Source organism: Pseudoalteromonas sp. P1-8, assembly GCF_001399985.1.
GTDB lineage: Bacteria > Pseudomonadota > Gammaproteobacteria > Enterobacterales > Alteromonadaceae > Pseudoalteromonas.
On sequence record NZ_LJSO01000005.1, the window covers coordinates 60,696 to 82,091 of the forward strand.

At 39.7% G+C, this 21,396-nt stretch carries 9 protein-coding genes; 8 read left to right on the plus strand and 1 reads right to left on the minus strand.

Features of this window, described 5'->3' with window-relative positions:
- Window positions 1-23: 23 nt before the first annotated feature.
- Window positions 24-1,442: an MATE family efflux transporter gene (locus AN213_RS08790; RefSeq protein WP_054561920.1), complete on the minus strand. Its 1,419-nt coding sequence runs from the start codon at window positions 1,440-1,442 to the stop codon at window positions 24-26.
- Window positions 1,443-1,676: 234 nt separating this feature from the next.
- Here AN213_RS08790 and AN213_RS08795 point away from each other — a divergent pair, with 234 nt between their 5' ends.
- The 8 genes from AN213_RS08795 to AN213_RS08830 all read left to right on the plus strand — a co-directional run bounded on the left by AN213_RS08795 (window position 1,677) and on the right by AN213_RS08830 (window position 21,204).
- Entirely contained in the window at window positions 1,677-2,330 is a 654-nt protein-coding gene (locus AN213_RS08795; protein WP_054561921.1) for an OmpW family protein, read from the plus strand.
- 333 nt (window positions 2,331-2,663) lie between these two features.
- Window positions 2,664-4,877 carry a CapA family protein gene (locus AN213_RS08800; RefSeq protein ID WP_055198367.1) on the plus strand — a complete coding sequence of 738 codons (2,214 nt, stop codon included), beginning with the start codon at window positions 2,664-2,666 and terminating at the stop codon, window positions 4,875-4,877.
- Window positions 4,878-4,886: 9 nt separating this feature from the next.
- The gene (locus AN213_RS08805; protein ID WP_054561922.1) at window positions 4,887-6,779 is read left to right on the plus strand and encodes a hypothetical protein; all 1,893 of its coding nucleotides are present in this window, start codon (window positions 4,887-4,889) and stop codon (window positions 6,777-6,779) included.
- A complete protein-coding gene (locus AN213_RS08810) occupies window positions 6,779-9,892 on the plus strand; it encodes a poly-gamma-glutamate biosynthesis protein PgsC/CapC (RefSeq protein WP_055198369.1) in 3,114 nt (1,037 codons plus the stop codon). Before AN213_RS08805 ends, AN213_RS08810 begins: the two co-directional genes overlap by 1 nt.
- Complete coding sequence (locus AN213_RS08815; RefSeq protein WP_055198371.1) at window positions 9,879-12,143, plus strand: hypothetical protein; 2,265 nt, start codon at window positions 9,879-9,881, stop codon at window positions 12,141-12,143. Before AN213_RS08810 ends, AN213_RS08815 begins: the two co-directional genes overlap by 14 nt.
- A complete protein-coding gene (locus AN213_RS08820; protein WP_054561925.1) occupies window positions 12,133-12,876 on the plus strand; it encodes a hypothetical protein in 744 nt (247 codons plus the stop codon). Before AN213_RS08815 ends, AN213_RS08820 begins: the two co-directional genes overlap by 11 nt.
- Entirely contained in the window at window positions 12,861-17,135 is a 4,275-nt protein-coding gene (locus tag AN213_RS08825; protein ID WP_055198373.1) for a hypothetical protein, read from the plus strand. The genes AN213_RS08820 and AN213_RS08825 overlap by 16 nt, the downstream gene beginning before the upstream one ends.
- Entirely contained in the window at window positions 17,125-21,204 is a 4,080-nt protein-coding gene (locus AN213_RS08830) for a hypothetical protein (RefSeq protein WP_055021467.1), read from the plus strand. Before AN213_RS08825 ends, AN213_RS08830 begins: the two co-directional genes overlap by 11 nt.
- The last annotated feature ends 192 nt before the right edge of the window (window positions 21,205-21,396 follow it).

Consider the following 21,396-nt stretch of genomic DNA (forward strand, 5'->3'; position numbering starts at 1 on the left):
ATGACCGCAGTGTGAAACTTAAATTAATGATTTCCTTCTTCAATGAGGGTTTCTTGGGTTACCTTGGCAATATCTTTGTCTTCTTTGGTTAATTGTGTTCGCTGCCAACGACCAGCTGCGAACCAAAGATAAGTAATAATAGCCACAAGTACATTAGTAATAGCAAACGAATACCATATGCCCTGTGGTCCAAGTGAAGTATGCTTTGACAAAATATACGCGGTAGGAAATTGAATAACGCATTGCGAAAGCAGTGACACAACCATAGCATTGAGCATGTTTCCTGAAGCCCTAAATGCAGCAACCACACAAAGCTGCACGCCTATTCCGCCCCAAGTTAAACACATAACGCGAATGAACTCTGCGCCACCAGCAATCACAGACTCATCATCAGGAATGAAAAAAGCCACAAAGTATTCAGCAAACAGATAAGCAACAACGCCCACTAATGTTAGGCCTAGTAATCCCCAAAGCGAGGCTAAACGTGTTATTTGTGCTGCACGCTGTGGATTTCTTGCCCCCATGTTTTGACCAACCAAGGTTGAAACAGCCATTGAAAGACCCATTGCAGGGATCATCACCATTTGTAAAATATTAGAACCAACACCATAAGAGGCAATGGTGTGCGTACCAAAGCTGGCAACCAAAAACGACATAATGATTAAGCCAAAGGCTCTCGCAGAAAGTTCAACCGAGCCAGGAGCCCCTAAAAAGAAGGCTTGTTTCATATATTGCCAGTCTGGTTTAAAGCTAGAGAGTTTAAGTTGGATGCCGTGGCGGCCTCGCAAAAACACCCATACCCCGATTGCAGCCGCTAAGCTTTGCGTGATTAGTGTGGCTAGTGCAGCCCCCATTACGCCAAATCCAGCAAAGTCACCAAAACCAAAAATCAGTAAAGGGTCGAGCACAAAATTGAGTAATACAGTAGCGCTTACAATATAAAGCGGTACCTTGGTTTGCCCTATGCCACGCATTAAGGCTTGAAACATGGCATAAATAAATACAAACACAACGCCAATAAAAGATACATGCATAAATTTAAGCGCATCACCAAACACTTGATCTTCAACACCTAATAAAGTCAAAAAGTAAGGAGAAAGCACATAGCCTATTAAACCAAGTATGGTTGCGGTAATTGTCACCATTAACATAGTTTGGGCAGCAACATGGTTTACCTTATCTTGCTGACCAGCTCCCATGTATTGAGCGGATAAAATAGCGCCCGCCATTGCCAAACCAGAGCCAATAGCAATCACCAAAAAGGTAACGGGCATACTGACAGAAACGGCAGCCACTTGTTCTGCCCCTAAGCGCCCTACCCAAAATGCATCGGTCAACTGATAAGCAGACTGCAAAATATTGATTAAGATGATCGGGATACCTAATTTAAGTAACGCTTTTGAAATCGAGCCATGAAGAAATAAGTGCTGAGGATCAGCCATGAAAAACACCTAATAAGCAAATAACCCTGTTAGTTTATCAGCCGCAACTGAATATAGAGTCAATAAGAGTCAATCTTTTTTTTGCTGTACCTGTTTAAAAACTTAATCTAAATCAATAAATGGCTTCACTTAGTTCAAACATTTTTGAAACTTTGATCTAGAACAGGTTTTGTCCGCTTCAAGTTAGTAATAATAGCCTCAACCAAATAAGACAAGTAGTTCGCGGAGAACAACATGAAAACTAAATTAAGCATTGCATTACTTACTTCACTATTAGCACTCTCTCCTGTTGCAAACGCAAACTTAAGCGTGAACGTAGGTGCAATTAATGTAAACCCTGATAACGACAGCTCAAAAATCAATGAAGCACCAACGTTAGGTCTACGTGCAGATGATGATACTCAGCTAGGTATTACTGTAGATTATGCGCTTGATGACAATTGGGTAATTGAATTAGTAGCAGCAACACCTTTTAGTCATGATGTTCAAGGTGCAGGTGGTTTAGCAGGTAACAAAATTGCGAAAATCAAACATTTACCACCAACACTTTTAGCGCAGTACCACTTCTTAGACTCAACTTATAAGTTCCGTCCATTTGTGGGTGTAGGCGTAAACTATACTGTTTTCTTTGATGAAGAGCCTTCAGCTGCACTAAAAGCAACACTAGGCACTGACGATGTAGAAGTTAAACTAGATGATTCATTTGGCTTTGCAGCTCAAGCTGGTTTTAACTATATGATGAGTGAAAACTGGGGCCTTCATGGCATGGTTTCACTAATCGACATCGATACAGATGCAACTGTTTATGCTGACGGCGCAAAAGCGTTAACTTCAACTGTAGAAATCGACCCAGTTGTTGCTATGTTCGGTGTTAAATACAAATTCTAACTTTCATTTTGTGAAAGCCCATACGCACAAAAAGGCCATTTATTGGCCTTTTTTATTTCCATTCATCTCCTAATACCAAATTGCTATTTGTCTAAATTTTAAGACAAATTCTGCCAACCAATAAATTTGAACTACACTTAAAACTTAAGCCACACCTTTATCATTGGTTATTAAGTCATCAGTACAAAATATCATCGAAACTATGCCCAAGAGCATGCAATATCTGAATTTTCAGAGCTGGTCAATTGTTGTCCCTATTAGCCAGCAATTATAAAATAACCATAATAATTTTGACGTATAGAATGTAAATTGTGTGATAACGAGGGGCGTTAGTTGAAAATATTTTTTAATTCTTTAGTTCTGCTTACGTGTCTTAATTTAACTGCATGTAAAGTAAAAGACCCGAACGAAGATAAACCAGATGAGCAAACGCAGGTCGCAATCAGCGATCGCGAAAAGCTGCTTGCTGGTAGTGCAAATATTTCTTTTACGATCACCGATGAAAATCAAACACCTCTAAGCAATATCAGTGTTACCTTAGCAGGGCAAAGCTATCAGTCTGATAGCGATGGTACTATAAGTGTTAGTAACCTTGCTTATGGCAATCATGCGATTATGGTTGAGCAAACGGGATATTTTCCGCGTGCAAGTATTGTCGTTAATCAACCAGACTCATCGACAACTACAGTCCAACTCCAAACTAAAGCTTCGAGCAGTAAAAGCCTCTTATTTGCTGGAGATACCATGTTTGGCCGTCGTTATTTAGATCCCAAATTAAAAACCATGGGCACGTCTATTCCCGATGTAACTGATGCCTTGATCCATCCAGATACAGCCGGGGCAGACAGTATTGCAATTACTGCGGATGTCGCAGCCCTATTTGAAAATGCTGACTTTGCATCAGTTAACCTAGAATCGCCAGTGACGACTAATCCAGCAACCGTCCATCCAACCAAAGAGTTCAGCTTTTTTAGTCTACCAGACTCACTGCAAGGGCTAACCGAGATAGGCATAGATTATGTTGGTCTTGGTAATAACCATATCTACGATTACTTGCAATCCGGCTTAGAAGATACCCTTATTGAAGTAAGCAATGCTGGTTTACTACATAGCGGTGCAGGACTTGATGAAACCCAAGCAATGACCACAGTGAGTAAAACACTTGAAGATGTAACGCTCGTGCTTTTTGCCGCCACTTCAATCACAGGGACAGAACACGAATACAGCTACATTGCTAATACTGAAAAAGGCGGGGCTGCAAATTTAACCAACTCGGATACAGTTAAATCTTCACTAGAAGAACAGGATTCTTCACAATTTATCATTGCCCAAATGCACGGAGGTGATGAATACACCTATTCTCCTTCAAGCTATATTGGCAGCCGGTTTGAAGCATTATCAAAGCAAAATACAGATCTCCTTATTGCTCACCACCCCCATGTAGCGCAAGGCTTTGCTGTCTATAACGATATTCCTGCTGTACTCGGTCTTGGTAATTTCGTATTTGACCAACCTCGCCTTGATACCTTACTCGGTGTTGCTGTGATGATCGATTTAAACACAGAAACGCAAACCGTCAACCGGGCTTTTGCTTATCCTATTTTTGTTGAAGATTATAAACCACGCTTTACAACAGGTTTTTTAACTCACTACTTATTAAGACGCCTTGCTGAGTTTTCTGATGACAATATCACTTTAATTCCTCGTGATAATTATGGTGAAGTCTATTTTAGTCAAAATCAGGCAACAAAGAGCACGACAGACGTCACTATTGAGGTAAATAGCAATAGTGACATTATTGACTTGCGACAATACGCCCCTTCATCAGCCGCATTCGTATCTGAGATCGAAGTAACCAGTGGCGAACTCAGTAGTATGGTCTTTGGCCGCGACATAATGGTGTTTGGTGATTTTGAAGATTGGGATAACGACAGCGAGGCGTTTGAAGTAAGCCGCTGGGATCACACCAGTGACAGCGTTTTTCCATGTACAGACCAACCTTATGCTGGCATTCAAGCACTTTGCTCTAGTCGTGACGAGTTCGATAATACGCCATCGATAATACCGTTTAGACATACAATGCGAGTGATGGAATTAACAGATGAAAATGGCGATCCACTTCTGAGTAAAGACTTCTCATTTTATGGTTATTTACAATCAGAAAATGGTGGAAAAATTGATGCTCTATTAAGTTATACAACCGAAATAGACGATCTTACTTTTTCACAACATAAAATAGATGTAAGTGAAGGCGGTGACCAAGCATGGCATGCATTTAGTCATGACTTTAGTTTACCGTCAGATGAGTTCACTTTAGGACCAAAAGAACTTCCACCAAGAGGTGTGAAACTGCAATTTAGACATTATGCACCAAGTACAGGTGAAGCAATCTCTCGCTTAGATAATGTTGCACTAATTAGCTGGCAAGATGCTATCAGCTTAGATAATGGACTATGGCAAACCGAGAAAATGCACGGTTTTGACTTTTTAAAAATCTCAGCAAGTGATGATACGAGTGTAAAAATTACGTTCACATTACTTGATTAAGGAGGAGATGTGTCTGCTGTTCAACAATTGTTGCGTTTAAAAAACTTGCGCGCATTTTGGCTTACTTTAAGCTTATTTTGTGTGGTCTTGTTAAGTAATATGTTCAACCTCTTTCAGGCGAGCAATGCTTTTTTCTATCAAAATTTAGAGTCACTAAGCCACACTCAACAAACTAATGTTGTACTTATTACCAGCGACCGCTTAACAGACAACCACCAGCAACTCGTTGAAAAATTGGTTGAATATCAACCTCGCGCGATTGTAGTGCTGGCTAATGAAACATTAGTCGCACCAAAACTAGAAAATGTCTATTACCCATACGCTGAGGGAGAATATTGCGTACCACAAATTGATAATTGGGCTACTTACCAAATGCGCATTCCTCAATCAAATGAGCTTGAATGCAAAAGTATTTGGCAGCAGATATTTAATTATGATTCAGAACACGTTCAACTTATTGACTTTGATTTAGCTGTCACTGCGCTGCCAAAATTTAGTGCTGAACGGGTGCTAAATGTTGACGTAATGAGTGAGCAACTTGAAAATAAGATTCTTATCATTGGTCAAAAAGCGGCCGCTTTTAATGTCTTTATTCGCGCCCCAAAAGTCGACGGCTTAAATGATCCTTTATTACTGATAGCCTATCTCGCTGACAGTATTGATAAACAAACAACTGTAAAACAACTAAATAGCTTACTGACTATTTTTATTGAGCTTGCGCTTGTTTTTGTACTGCTTTTTAGCTTTCAAAAACTGTCGCTCATATATTCTTTTATTATTGCCTTAAATAGCGTGCTGCTATGGTGCTTATTGGGCTATTTTTTCATAGAATTTAATCAACTTTTCATCCCAATCGGACAATACATAGTATTGACATTTATCACCTTATTTTGGGTAATTGTTGTTCGAAAGATGTCTGAAGATAACGAGCTGAACACTGTTGTGAACAATATTCAGCAAAAAATGATGGGCCGTTTTATCCCACAAAGCTTTATTGAGCAAGCCTCGCCGTGGGATCCAATCATTCAATTAATTAGCCAGCAGCTAGACTTAGAAAAATCAATTTTCCTTGCCCGAAAAGAAGATGATCATCGTGTTGTTGAAATTCGTGCGATAAATTGTAATTTAGATGATATTCAAGAGATGCGTCGTGATTACAAGCGCACTCCTTACAGCAAAGCGTTAAAATCATTAGGGGTTGTACAAATTACCCGCCCCTTCTTTACACATATTAAAGAAGGTGAAATCGAATTTATGGCGCCCTTGGTTTATGCCGGTGACGTCCGCGGCTTTTGGGCACTATCTGTTATCCCTAACAAATACTTCAATCAGCAAGCGTTTGAAAAAAACGTCAATAAATTCGCAGCTCAAGTTGCTGAATTGCTTTTCCATTATCATATATTTAAAACGACTCAAGCGAGTAACAATAGCTTATTAAATCAATTACTAACCTTAAAGCTACATGAGCCGATTAGTGAGCAGGTTAAACAATCTATTAATGAAATGGAGCAAAAGCTAACAACCTTAGAAATGGTATTTAATCATACCCGCTCTGCCACTGTTTTATTTAATTTGTTTGGTCAAGTAATTCAAACAAACGCATCCCTTGAACAATTTGCCAAGCAGCACCAACTTGCGATTTTTGAAATGACGGCACTAGACCTACTTTGCAAGAGCTGTGATTTAGACGCTGAAATTGCTAAAGGGAAATTGCGTTATATCACTCTAAACAAAGCAGAGGTGGCCTTACCAGCTAAGTTTGGCGAACAAGACTATACCTTAAATATTAAAGCCCTACACACTGACAGCTCACAAGCGGCATCCGGTGAGCCTTTTCAAGTATCAGGTATATTATTTGAATTTATCGATAACCATGTAGCTCGTCATGAGGGGCAAGGTTAATGGATTTTGTGTTAGCACTCTTCCCTGCAGGTAGTGGCCTTGGTCAATCTGTTATTACAACAGTTTGGGTAGGCACTGCAGTTGTATGCTTACTTAACTTGCGCTTCGGCTTTCCATTAACAGGCCTTGTAGTACCCGGTTATATCGTTCCTTTGTTAATAATTAGTCCGACCTCTGCGGCAGTTATTATCATTGAAGCTATTGTTGTATATGCCTTAATGCGTTTTAGCGCACATTATATGATGGAAAAATTTGGCTATAGCCAAATGTTTGGTCGTGATCGTTTTTTTGCCATCATATTGATAAGTATCCTAGTTCGAGTATGTATGGATACCTTGTTTTGGCCGTTAATTGCAAACCAATTAAGTCGCTGGGATATCACCTTTGATTATGCTTCACAGCTCTACTCTCTTGGTCTTATCATTATCGCTTTAACAGCTAATGTAATGTGGAACGGGGGCTTTAAATATGGCTTAAAAGTAACCTTTATTCAGATACTTATAACCTTTATTCTCGTACGTTTTGTGCTCATGCCTTTCACAAACTTTAGTATTGCTAACTTGGGTATTATGTACGAAGCAGTAGCTGCGTCGATTATTGCGGCTCCCAAAGCCTATATCATCCTAGTTATTACCGCTTTTCTTGCCTCTCGGGCGAATATTAAGTACGGCTGGGAGTTTAACGGTATCATGCTACCAGCACTTCTTGCCCTTCAACTTACTCAACCGAGTAAATTACTAACTTCATTTGCTGAAACAGCCATTATTTTGGCCGTTGGCGGGGCACTTATTCATTTTACTAGGCTTAGACACGCCAATATTGAAGGTGCCAGATTATTGATGCTGTTCTTCACTATCGGCTTTATTTATAAACTGATTCTTAACTACATTGTGGTCTGGTATTTCCCTGCCATAAAAGTGACCGATACTTTCGCGTTTGGTTATATGTTAGCGACCTTACTTGCTTTAAAGATTTATCAAAAAAACGCCTTAGGTCTTGTCGTCAGAGCAACATTACAAACTTCGATAGTGGGTGGTGTACTTGCCATTATCGTTGGCTTTATTGTTATGCTAATTCCTTCGATACTATCTAAGCCGAACCTTAAACCCGAAACTGAAATTCAGCATGTTATTACGCTTAATCAGCAAGTTAGTCAGTATAAAAGTTACCTTTATACCAGTCGTAGTAATAAAGTTAGTGTAAGTAGTTATAAAGCAAATCAAGCCGTTGCTGAGTTTAAGTATGCTGTTTATCAGCTAAATAAGGCAATCATTAAACAGCAAGATATCGCTGAGCTCTCAGCTTTATTTTCTAGCATTGGCTTTTTACTGCAAGGTGATGAAAACTATATTTATCTGATTGATACAATTGAAGATAGGCAACGCGGACTGTTTGTTTTCAACAAACAACCTAAAACCCCTTTATTAGTCACCGTGCCATTTCCAATTACTGAAAGTTTAGCCAGTGATTCTGCGGCCCTGATTTTCGAACAGCTACAAAGTAAAGCTTTGGTATTTGGTACAAGTAAAACGCCACAAAAGACCTTAGCGAAAGAAAATCAACAAAGCCCATTTTATCAGGCGTTTATCTCTGCATTAGAAGGTACAGAGATATTGCAAATTCGAGAGGCCAACCGCCATACTGCTACTTTGTTTTCAGACAAAACAATACACGCAAACAGCCAATATTGGATCTATAACCAATTACCAAGCTCAGTAAGTCAACGCGAGTTACATGATTTTGTCGGCAGTGAAACAACCTCTTTTGGCACGGCAACGAGTAGCAGCCTACCTTCTTCAAGCTTTTCTGGTTCAATGTTCGAAATGTTTTTAGATGGTGATAATTACACCAATATTTTAGCCAGTATATACCGTGATAATTTCAATTACAGTAATCTACAGTTGAATGAATTAAATGAAGAAATTAATCAAATAGTTGATATTTATTCGACTCACATAAGCAAAAAAGGCAGTTTTGACTATCAACCACTTTCTAATAGTCAGGTCGCGCTTTGGGAGTTTGAAGTCTTAACGCCACTTTACAAGCTGATTGCTCGCATTGGTAATGATGCGCTGACTGAAGATATGCTAAACCAGCTAAAACAAATTAATGGCACCGCACAGCTTTTGAGCTATCAATTAAGGCTTGTGAAGAACAACAGTGGCCGTTATTTACTGCTGAGCCCGCTAGATACTCCTGCTGCATTACAACAAGGCCAAGGCATATTCCTATTTAATTTGACCGAGCACGAAGCAATTACCTTAAGTGTCCCTAGACCTTTATTTGAAAGTAATACGTTAAGCTTTGCCAGTGAGTTATTTGCTAAGTCGAACGCTGCTAACCTACTCGTTGCAGGGGCGCACCCTTATGCACATCCACAAGCAAATGTATTAGCTGCAGATAATGTTGATTCTTTATTCAATATTATTCACCAAAGCTTCTTACGTTTTACACAAAACCAGCCTAGTTTGAATATTCAAATTCGCAGCCATAGCGCACCTTCATGGATACGCCCAAATGCAATCGCATTCTCAACAACACAAATAAGCGATACAGCGATCCCATTAATGAAGCAAGTTGATAGTGAACTCAACGCGTTAGGTGTCAATTATCAAACAGTCATGGGGCAACAAGCCACTCGCGGTCTCGAGATTGGTAGCTCTCCGCAATCCGGTTACCAGCAGTTTAATGCCAATAGTGAGCTGGCAACCTTGTGGCTCGCTTCAGACTTTAAACAACAGTTTTCGATGGATCAAAGTAGTGTGTTACAACGTTTATTAGCCATTTCGAGTAACTCTAAGGTTAAGGTAATAAACCTTGCCACTCTATCGCCATTTAACTGGCAACCGTTGGATGTTAACAAGAACCAACAGCTACAAACCCTTGTAAATAACTATGTCGCTAATCAGCGTCTCACATCGTTGCGAGATTTTTGCTTCCAAATCCCCGCTTGTAGTTTACAAACCATCAAGCTGGAACACCTTGATAAATTCGCTCTAATGATAAAGCAGAACAATAACATCCTTGCGATCTATAACCCGACAAACAATCAACTGATTGATGTAAAAGCATTTAACCTGCTAATGGGAGGAGGTCAGCGTGTATTTAATTAAACGCTTATTCGCCCTATTACTTATTTTGACATTACTTTTAGCTATATTTTTTGCAGGGCGCAGCTTTTTAGTGTGGCTAGACTCAGCAGAGCCCGTGGATGCACGTAGCAATACCGAAACGCGATCTAATGTACAGTGGTTAAGTAGCGAAAAGCCACTGCGATTTACATTTTCTAATCAGCGAACTCATTCATTACGAATTCTCTCGAATGCCGTGTTTGACCAATCTGTGTTTCTTGAATTACCGGTCAATTACGCAATTAAATACGTTCTTTATGACGATAAAGGTAATGTGATTTTAGATAAAATTTACCATCACGCTTCAAAACTAGTTAACAATAGTGAAGAACAACAGATCAAACAAATAATAGAGAATAAACAATCACTAAACGTTGCTTCTGGGCAGTCTTTTTATTTGCCAATCACTCATTATCCAAATGCCAAAAGCCTTGATTTAACGCTGATCCCAGAAGAAAAATCACTACAAGGCGTGGTTGTCCGTGTTCATGCAAAAACCCCTGAACAAAATATCGACCCACTCAACAGTTGGCTTAAACGCCCTCTAGAAAGGCGAAGACGTGCCACTGACTATTTAACTATGGGTGAAAACACGCTAACCAGCGCTGAAATTAGTAATGCGATGGCATTTTGGTGGCAAAAAATTGCACCTCAAGGGATCCCTGGTATCGACTTTAAATCTGACATTTTGTATGAAACGCTACCTTACAATGTCACTACTTATGACTTTAGCATGCAGCAGCATGACTTAGGCGCTTATTACACTGAACTTGGCCTCTGTGCCAGTATTAAACTTGATGTGACTGACAGCCTTATTTTCACCGTCAACTCAGAGCAGCTATTACCATCGCTAACTTGGTATGATAAGCATCAGTTCAAGGCGCCAATACCAATCAGTGTATCTCCAACCGATAGCAAAAATAGCTATAAGACAGAGCTTATTGATGCAGGCCTAGTCACCATTTGTAGTGAAGAGCCATTACTGACAAATTGGCGAACAGCGTCAAGCACACCAATTTTAACGAGTTATGCAGGCAGCTATTTGGTGAATGAATTTGCCAGTGTAGATTTTGATATAGAGCCAAATAGTAATCTCAATATTGACGTTCGTGCATTGCAAAGTAGTCAGCTTAACGTGGTTATTTATGATGAACGTAACCTAGCAATAGAAGATTACACCGTGACTTTAAAAGGTGAAGTGTCAGACTTCGACCGATTGATCACCGATACAACTCAAAGACAGCGTGTCGGTATGCTCAATAGTTACTATTTACGTACCCCAGATAATGCTCATCATCTTAAAATTAGCGCTGAAAAAGATGTCTACGTTCGATTAAAATCTCGGTTAGCAGATTTCAATTATCAACGAACAATTTCTCATCAATATCTACCCGAGCCAATCAATGGTTTTTACGATATTGCCGCTTGGTATGAACAAAGAGCTGCAAATCATTATGAGTTAACGCAGCTAGCACATTTTACTAATATCCGTACTTTTACTCCGCCGAAAGAGCCGGATTTAGTGACAACTTTTTATCAATCTAAAGAGCTCTTTGCAAAGCTGCCATTATCAAATGTCGCTTTAGTGCTAAGTCCTGATCGCTATTTTATGCCGAAGTTACCACCGCAGGTGTTTAACTTTGGCTTATATAACAAAAATAACTATTCACCTTATGACGATTCTGAGGACAATAGTTTAGTTTATCGCTTAACTAACAAAAGCAGCAAAGAAGTCGCGGTGTCTGAGCTATCGGTCGAGGCATTACAGCAATTACAGTCACAGGCGAAAACTATTTACCAAAATTGGTATGGAGATCGTCCATGGATAAAGCAACGCATTTACCAACTTGATAAAAATACTCCTTTGACACTTGATTTCACAAAGCAACAGCGCCCTATGAGCTTAGTATTTAAAGTGTTTCGTGCAAATAGCAGCGAACCTGTAGAGTTATCGCTTACACAAAATGCCGACTACAAAGCAGGGCTGACCAGTGAATACAGCATCGCTAAACAACGCTTTATGCTAAATCAATCGGCATTACTCGATGCTTTTTTAATTCACCCAAAAAATAGTCAGTTAACAAGCTATCCTAGCGTTACTCAAACAATCACTAATGACATTGCTGAATTACATTCCCTAACACTGCAAACAACTGACACGGTGTGGGTTTCTATACTTGAGGAATATCCTTTGCAGGAGCAAAAAGTAAGGTGGTGGAACCATGAAAACTAAAATAATGATGATTATAGTTTGGCTCTTTGTATCTACATGCCACGCAACACCTAGTTTAAATGAGCTTACCTTGAGCTTAAAGTTATGGCTTGTTGATCAGCAACAGACTCCCACACACTTTAATGTCAACCAAGGTGCTCTATTTGCAAATGAATCTTTAAATTCCGGTGGTGAAATTCATTATAAACAGCAAGGTGAAAAGTGCATTGCTTATGCACCACATCGCTTTTATGACAAACACACACATACTATTGCAAAGGCACTATATGCACACTGCCAAGTATTTTTAAGCAACACTAAACACCGCAACGACCGTGATGAGCATGGAGAACTTATTGACTTTGGTAAGTATAAACCAAGCGCGAGTAATGCCTTTATTCTTGCATACTCTGAACATGTTGAGTCATTTTCGATTTATCAGATCCATGGTTACGCAAAAGAAAAAAGGAAGACTCCTGAGGGTAAAAAAGCTGATGCAATTATAAGTAATGGTCATGCAATACCTAGCAAGCGGACGATTGCAATCACAGCCTGTTTAAATGAACAGCTAGATATTACAGCTATGGTTTATGGCCTTGATGTTAAAGAACTTGGAGGCACCACCAATATTCTTGCATCGCTGGCTCCTAACAACAGTCAGTTTTTCCATATCGAGTTAAGTCGCCAGTTGCGTGAGCGATTAGTTTCTAATAACCAGCTATTTAAGTTGTTTAACCAATGCCTTATTTCATAATTGCTATTATTTTACTGCTGCTTTCAATGCAGCCTGCATACGCTGTTGATACAAATAGAGGTGTTCTTGAGCCCGCAATTTGGCTGCAAACCTCGCCAAAGCTCGCGCCCTATACCACCAGCCAAGATATGAACTTTAGTGCCAAGCAACATCGCTATCTTTGGCTTCCGAAAGGGCATTGGCTAGACATTGACCCTGAGCTTCTTAATAAATTCATTATTAGTGCGGGGAATACCCAATACATACAACAACGCCTACAAGTGCATCGCGATTTATTATGCGATACGAAGCGATGCCAACTCCCCGCTATGAGCCATAACCGAATTGTCGCCATCCAAAATCACCTAGATGAGGGTGCCACGTTCAGCGCTATGATTGGTCATATACCACAAAATGTAGATAGCTTTAGACGAGCCTTGTCGCTTGCTAAGCCCTCAGTTGTAACTAAAAACCGCAATGGCAGTGAACGTTATTATCAACTAAGCAAAGATGACGAAGTCACCTTGTTTTTCTCGGCAGCAAAAAAGCTTAAATTATCTGTTCGCCAAAATATGCAACAGCCTGATGAAAAAGGTGTTGTTTATGCGTATGTCGATAAACAATTGGTTGCTAAAATCAATACCATTAATAGCCAAGCCTTAGAATATAAAGAACAGTCGTTAGGCCTTGAAAATACTGAGTACCTAGCTATCGCTGCCGGACAATACTTAACGATAAAAAGTAAAACCGATGCATTTATCAAACTGGAGCAAAGTCACCGCGCAATTTATGATGATAATGCTGCAGAAAAAGAACAAGAAAAATTACTGTTACCCTACTGGTATCAAGTCGCTGATGATGCCATTACAGCGGTTTATCGCGACCACTCATTGCAAGTGTTTAGTGATGATGTATTTAAAGCAAATAACTCACTAGCCCTAAAACGCCGTACCAACTTGCTATCTATGATGACTGGGCAATCCCAGCTTAAGGGTAGTTATCGCACTTTGAACGCAGTTGAGTCTCAAAATAGTATGGTTACTGAACTCGCTGAGCAACGCTTAGTAGACGATCAGTTTTATCCGCGTATAAATCAACAGCTCCGCCTTATAACCACTTTAAGCCAATCTGCACAGCTATTTGATTTATTTAGTGAAAAACGTGCAACACCTTGGTTAACTTTAATTGCAAGGAGCACTAAAGACAGCCAATTGAAACTATCTGCAGGTGAAAATAGTTGGTTAGTAAACCTAAAAGCAACAAATGACTTTCAAACATTATTTATCTCTGTGCCACTGAGCAGTCAGTCGTTAACAATTCAAAGCTTAAGTAGTCAATCAAATAAAGTTGAGTTTGCGCTCTATGCAAGAACGCTTGCTGATCTGCCAAGCGACGAAGTGATATATCAACAAGCAGTTAATACTAAGAATATAAGCCCTGCGATATCAAAACTGATTGCAGATGACCTACACAAACAACATGCTGATTATTTAGCGGCCATCGAGCCTTACGCGCCAGCACGTAAAAACGTCTCTGCATTTAATGCCGAACAATCATTATTAACAGCGAAAGACTTAGCTGATAGCGCCCCTCTCGATGCCTTAGCATTTTTAAAACCTCTGACCCAAAATGCGAATACAACAATTGCTAAACAAGCTTGGCAACTTAGAGTCGCAATTTTACGTAAACAGCAACAGTTCCACTTAGCCAATAGTTATTTAGAAGGCCTATACAAAAGTACACAGCAATTAGAGCTGAAGCAATTTGCAGCAAAAGCCTTGATTGATAGTTATCAAACAGAACGTCAAGATATCAAACTATTTGCACTGTGTGCAGGTAACTTAACAAGCATAAATGAGTGCCCGCCAGTTTTGATTAATTTAGCGGTAAAACAGCAAAAACATCGTTTGGCTGCGTGGCTGGCTCACTCATCAATTGTGCCAACTAAAGTGTCTGAAAGCTTTAAAGCGCTTAACTATCAAACTCTCAGTGCCCCTCCCTTCATTGATGAAGCGCGTTATTTAGTAAAAGCTGGTATGCAAGAAACCTTTATTAACAGCCAGAGGAAATATCAAAATACTATCATCACAAAAACAATGCCATGGCACTTTACAGCCCAAACACCTATTAATTTAGTTATTAAGGCTCGCACAGCAGCCAAGCAGAACGGTGAGTATCAAACCGCTTGGCTTATGGCTGAGAGTCAATATCAGCATAAACTCATGCCTATTTTTAGTGATATACCCGCAACTACTTTGTTTGTTAAAAACCAACAAGCGGCCTCAATTGCAGCCACACTAGTAATTCGCCTTAAAGCTGGTGAAGCGCTAAAAATAACAGCTGACCATACGAGTTATCTTGATGTGAGCTTCATTCCAGACTCTTTATTTAGTCAGTTCGATTATGTGTCTGACGCCGCAAATAAATCCCCATCAAATGATATTATGTCGCTTATCTACTCTGCAGACGCTACACAAGCCGAACTTTTATTAAATGGGCTTTATTTACTTAGTAAAAAGCGCCTTACCAATAACCAATACACACAACTTCTTCAGCGCTTAGAAACCTTAGGTGCGGATTCTAAGTCGACCTTTTTACAAAACAGAATAGAAAGTTATGGTCAATGGCAGCCATTAGATAGTTTGCTCGACTTTGCTGGTACGCGATTATTTGACATGCAAAGTACAGCGCAAAGTAGCTTTGCAGATCGTTTTACATTGCTTAATACACAGGCAGGCTCCAATAAAGGCATACTGCTGCGCCCATTCCACACATTAAACATTGATTTAGCACAAACTGAAGGGCAACAAATTCGCTTTAAATTTAACTTTTCTACTGCTGAATTGGCTCGTGCAAATGTTGCTAACCTGTCATTACAATTAGCAAATGATCAAAAGATCTGGTCAGTCACAGAGCAGCAAAGCATTCCTTTCACATTTAACAAACGTGAATTGGATAACAACATCATTTCTGTCAGGTGGCTGAACCCGTATCTATCGCAGCACCTAACAATTGAAGCTGAACAATATGTTACAGGTCGCTGGCAACACCTAGAGCTGCCGACAACGTTACTCTTTTACACAGTGACACCTGATACGCCTTTAATGGCCAAATTACCTGCTGACAGACTCATTAAGTTAGAACAGATGAATGAATTTAAGCGAACAGAAAGACGTTTCTTCCACCCTGCGGGTAAGGTTGAAGTGACTGCAGATAAATTACAATACGTTCGTTTGTATAGCTGGCAGCTAAGTGAGCAAAGCAATAAAATTTCACCTTACTCACAGGCAAAAACCCTGTTGCCAGAACTGGTCACTTATCAAGCGCCAGAAAAGCCCTCTATTATCAATGAGCAGATAAACCTACATAGTGACGAATTAAATTGGCAGGGATTTATTCGCTACGATCAACAAACAATTTTCCAAAGTGCCGAAGATATACCTGCCCGTGAAGAAATAGATATAGGTGCCCGCTTACGCCTCAATGATGATAACCACTGGTATCAATTAGAGGGCTATTACTCTATGAGCGATAGCCAGGCTGATATTTTTGCCCTAAATGGTTACCATTCTTGGCAAGATGAAAACAGCCCATGGTATATCGACACGCAAATCAACTCACGTTGGCAGCCAAGCCATGATAGTTTTGACTTACAGTATGCATTAGATGCAAGTATCAGTATTGGTCAGTCTTGGCAGCGCGATACTGTGCACCGTCACCAATGGCAAGTAACGCCTTACATTCGTTATAACAGCGCAGACCTTGATGATTACTTATCAGATGAGCAACTAAACTCGAGCGTTTTCAACTTCTACCGTGAAAATCATGCATCTGGCTGGTTGAGTTATTACCAGTACCGTTATCAACCTTGGGTTGATAACTACCTTAATTTTGGTGTTTCCTCTGGTTCTAACGATGACTGGATAAGCCTAGACTACTTACGTTTCAACTCAAGTTGGAACCAATATTATCGTGGCCACATTTTTCAAGTTGGTTTAGATAGCTACTATCGCTTTGCCGATGAGCATAGAGCTACAGCCACATGGCAATACATCACTCGCTTTGCGTGGCAAAAACAAGTCAATTTAGGCAGTTTTACAAACGGCTGGCTGAAACTAAGCTGGCAGCAAGACTGGGTCTGGAACAATCATAATATTAGTCTCGAGTTTTCATCAGGTAATAACCAGCACACCGGCTTTGCACCTTTTGCTCATGATGAAATTATTTTCCCTGCACTTCAACTTAACCATTTGCTAGAGCACAGTGATTATGAGCAGTAAACAACTTAAACAACGCCTAGAAACCTTGCTATTTGCTGATATAGCTAGTTTTTGGCTAGACTTATACCGTCAGAAGTACCATGAACTTGTTGATGAATTAAGCCAATGGGAGCTGATAAAAAATCAACCTGACGATGACGATGAAGATGACTGGCTTTTATTACAAGCGATTGCTTTCCTTACTCACAAGATTGAAACCTTGCAGAATCAGTTGCTTAAACTTGATACCGACCATCGCCGTTTTGTAGAGCGTTTGAGCCATGCAGAGTTAAAAGCAGAACGTGAGTTTCACATTCTTGATTACGCATACATTTTAGGGGCAGACCGACTGCAGCTAAAAAAAGATCAAGAGGCTTTTCAGCGCTGGTTTGATGAAGGTGCGATGATTAATCGCTATCAAGATAAAACCTCTGAGCTTGAACAATCACTGAAATTTTTAATTGGTAAACTTGGGGATTTAGCGAATCGCTATTTACGTAGCCACGCTGACGAAATTGCGAAATCATGGCTGACTCTAAATTTAGAAAGCTTTTTCTTGTCGTTATTAGAAAAAACTGACAATGAAGCCATTCGCAACTCAATTTTTCGCGCTTTGGCAAATCAAGTGCAGCTAATAAGTGAATATGTAGATGATCCTGAGTTTAATGCCGAATTAGTAGAAAACTTACTACAGTCTCTTGAAAAAATAACAACCCCGCATGCTGCAAAAGTCGATATCTTAGAAATTTTAATTAATTTAAGGCCAACATTCACACGCTACTATATGCGCTCTCATATTGATTTAGAGCTACCTGAAAATGAGCAAATTGACCGAAGGCAGTTATTTTTACTCAGTGCCTTTGCTGGCATCCTTAGCAAACAGCTTAACCTCAGTGAGGTTAACATTAAACTATTATTTTTACTCGCCAAACATCGCTACCCAAGAGTAAGGCAAAGTGTCTATGAGCTGTGTTCTGTGTTGCCATGGCCATGCTCGCAACAGCTTATTTTAGAAGGCTTACAAAATGAGACTCAACAGGCTGTTAGGTTAACTCTGATTAAGCAATTAGCCGATCCACGTTTCAGTGAGCATCAGCAAGGATTCAAAGTTTGGCAACAACAATTAATAGCAACGGCTAGCTTTGCTGAAAAGCGCTTATTACTCGAGTTAAGTCCTCGCATTATGTTTAACCTGCAAGTGGATTGCCATACAGAGCAGCAAGCTAATAGTTTATTTAAATCATTTGTGGAATTTTTAAATCAGCGCCTAGAAGATGAGCCAAGTCTCGCTATTCGCCGCATTATCAGCCGTGTACGGGAACAACTTGTCAGCTTTGTGCACCAGCAGCAAGTAGCACAACTTGAAGTTGACCTGAGCGCCCACAAAAATCTAGATTTAGCTGATTGGAATGAGCAGTTACTCGGCAGGTTATTAAGTAATCAAGCGCAAAATTATGAAGCCTACAATGTCAGTGCGCGAAAGAAATCATGGCAAGTACAATATGGCTACAAGCGAGGCTTTCGTTTTTGGCGACTTTGGCATGAATTCAAAACGCCGAGTACTGATAAACGCCAGAGTTTTAACCACTTGCATGCAAGAAAACCAAGTGCATTTATGCATGTACCTAGTAGTACAGTGGCTGAAATTAGTCAAACAGAAGTCCCTGGCGAACCACGCTTTGATGAGCAGCAATTTAGTGCTCGTGAACACTTGCCATTACTCGACTTTCTTTTGAGCAGCCTTTCTCAAGACAACCTAAAAACGCCAGCAAAAACCTATACACCGGATGGTATTCTCATAGTGACCCCACCGAAGAGCCTATTTAAAAGGCTTTACTGCTATAGCTGGATATCGTTTAACTATGAAAAATTAAACGAACTGAGAAATGGCTCAGAAGTTGAACAAAAACAGTTTTTAGAGATATTAAAAAGTAAAGGGTTTACACTTGATTTTCAGCCGTATGGTAGCGTACTTGATACAAACTTCCCGGTAGAAACAAGTATCAGTAGGTTATATAACAAACTCGCAATTACACCATTTCTGTTTAATCTATGGTCAAGCTTTAAAGAGTATGCGTATTCAATTTACCAAAATAGCATAGGCCAGCTTATATTCTTTGTGCTCAGCTTTATTGCCTACTTTTGGGCAAGGCATTTGAAAATTAGTCGTCAAATAAAGTCTGACAGAGCACACATTCCGGTTTCAATTGGTGGTTGGGGAACGCGAGGAAAGTCAGGAACTGAGCGTTTAAAAGCTGCACTTTTTAGTAGCCTCACGTTAAAAGTTGTTAGTAAAACCACAGGCTGTGAAGCGACCATGATCTATGCCAGAGCCAGTGGTGAACAGTTCGAAATCCCTCTATTTAGACCCTTTGATAAAGCCAGCATTTGGGAACAAAGTGACGTTTTACACTTTGCCAAAAATGTAAATGCGGATGTTTTTTTATGGGAATGCATGGGGTTAACTCCGCGTTATGTCAGAATTTTGCGCAACTGGATGCAAGATAGCTTTTCAACTATCACTAACGCCTACCCGGATCATGAAGACATTTTAGGACCAACAGGTATCGATGTTGCTAATGAAACAAGCCATTTTATTGGTGAAAACAGCTTAGTATTCACCAGCGAGCAAAACATGGCCCCTATACTTGAGGCGAATGCGAAGCAAAAGAATTCAAATTTAATTCAGGTTCATTGGGCTGACGGCCTACAAATTACCGAAGATATTCGAGCCCTTTATCCATATCAAGAGCACCCTGCAAATATTGCTTTAGTTTGTAAAATGGCCAAACACATTGGCCTCAGCAAAGATTATGTATTTAAAGAAACCTCTGCGCGAATTATTCCTGATATCGGCGTATTACAACAGTTTCCTAGGGCACCAATAGGTTCTATAGAGCAGTCTTTTGTAAATAGTATGTCGGCAAACGAGCGCTTAGCAACGCTTGAGAATTGGCGCAGACTCAGCCTTTATGAGCTCAATGATTGCCCTAAGACACAAGTCATTGCATTAATTAATAACCGTAATGATCGTGTCGCTCGCTCGAAAGTATTCGCTAATATTTTGAGCCATGACTTAAGGTTTGACCGAATTGTAGTGATAGGTACTAATGTAGATGGCTTTTATAGTTATTTTATTAATGCATTAACAGAGCGAATTGATAAGCTCATTGAAAATAATGATATTGAAGAACTTGAAAGTCTATTGGTACAACTGAACTTATTTACTGCAGAGCAGCTCCATGCCCGCTTTGTCAATGCATATGGGCAAACCAATGCAGATAAATTAATGTCGCTGAGTGAAGGGACACTCAATAAAGCCTGCGTAAAAGAAATTCTCGGAGATATTTTAGACTCACAAGTAGGTGTTATTTTGAGTTATTTCTGCCACCACTTTCAACGAAATGCGCTTGCTGCTTTACAAGAAAACATAGCTGAAAATGCAAATGAAATAAAAGAGCGCCTATTAACTATTACTAAGTCTAAAATAACAGTCCATGAAAATAGTAACTTATCTGCCGATGAACTTACTATTTCAACCGCCGATTTAGCTCTGCCAAATACACATCAGGTTATTGTAGGCATGCAAAACATAAAAGGTGCGGGTTTAAACTACGTGTACGCATGGCAACAGTGGCAGAAAATACATCAAACCATTCGCCACTTATTTACTGAACAGTGTTCAGCTAAAGAGTTTCGTACCGCACTTACAAACTTAAATATGATTGTTTCGTTCAATCTCATTGAAATAGACTATATGAAACAACATTTAGCAACTTTAAAGAAAACTCACCTTGCGCAAAATGAGTTTTGCCAGGCTGAAATATCTAGCCTGTTAGAAAAACTTGAAGAAGATGAATCAAACCAGAAGCAGGAGCAACAACAAGCCTTACTTGTGAAATACTTCAATCAACTAATTGAATCATTTTTAGATGCCGGTGCTGCAGTAAAACGGAAAAAGCGCGCAAACCAAATTTATCGCGATATTGCAGATCAGCGTATCACTTTAGAAAAAGCGATTAAGCTACTCGGTAAACTTAGTCGCAATCAAAAGTCTGGATGGTTCGCGAACAAGTCAAATCAAGACTAACTTTATGGTTAGACCCAAGACCAAACCCCAATACTTATGGGTTTGGTTTTTTTGAGCTATAAAAAAATCTTGAAAAATCAGAAATTTCCGATCAAAAAACAAGCTTTTACAAATCATAAAGTTAAACGGTTATACGTAAAATCACCGCAAATCCGGCTTGTTCCTTAATTGAACAAAAGCCATTTAAAGCAG

Bases quoted from the DNA above. Each gene is read 5' to 3' on its own strand.
- AN213_RS08810 (WP_055198369.1), top strand. From the start codon at position 6,779: ATGGATTTTGTGTTAGCACTCTTCCCTGCAGGTAGTGGCCTTGGTCAA.
- AN213_RS08820 (WP_054561925.1), top strand. From the start codon at position 12,133: ATGAAAACTAAAATAATGATGATTATAGTTTGGCTCTTTGTATCTACA.
- AN213_RS08830 (WP_055021467.1), top strand. From the start codon at position 17,125: ATGAGCAGTAAACAACTTAAACAACGCCTAGAAACCTTGCTATTTGCT.
- AN213_RS08795 (WP_054561921.1), top strand. From the start codon at position 1,677: ATGAAAACTAAATTAAGCATTGCATTACTTACTTCACTATTAGCACTC.
- AN213_RS08825 (WP_055198373.1), top strand. From the start codon at position 12,861: ATGCCTTATTTCATAATTGCTATTATTTTACTGCTGCTTTCAATGCAG.
- AN213_RS08790 (WP_054561920.1), bottom strand. From the start codon at position 1,442: ATGGCTGATCCTCAGCACTTATTTCTTCATGGCTCGATTTCAAAAGCG.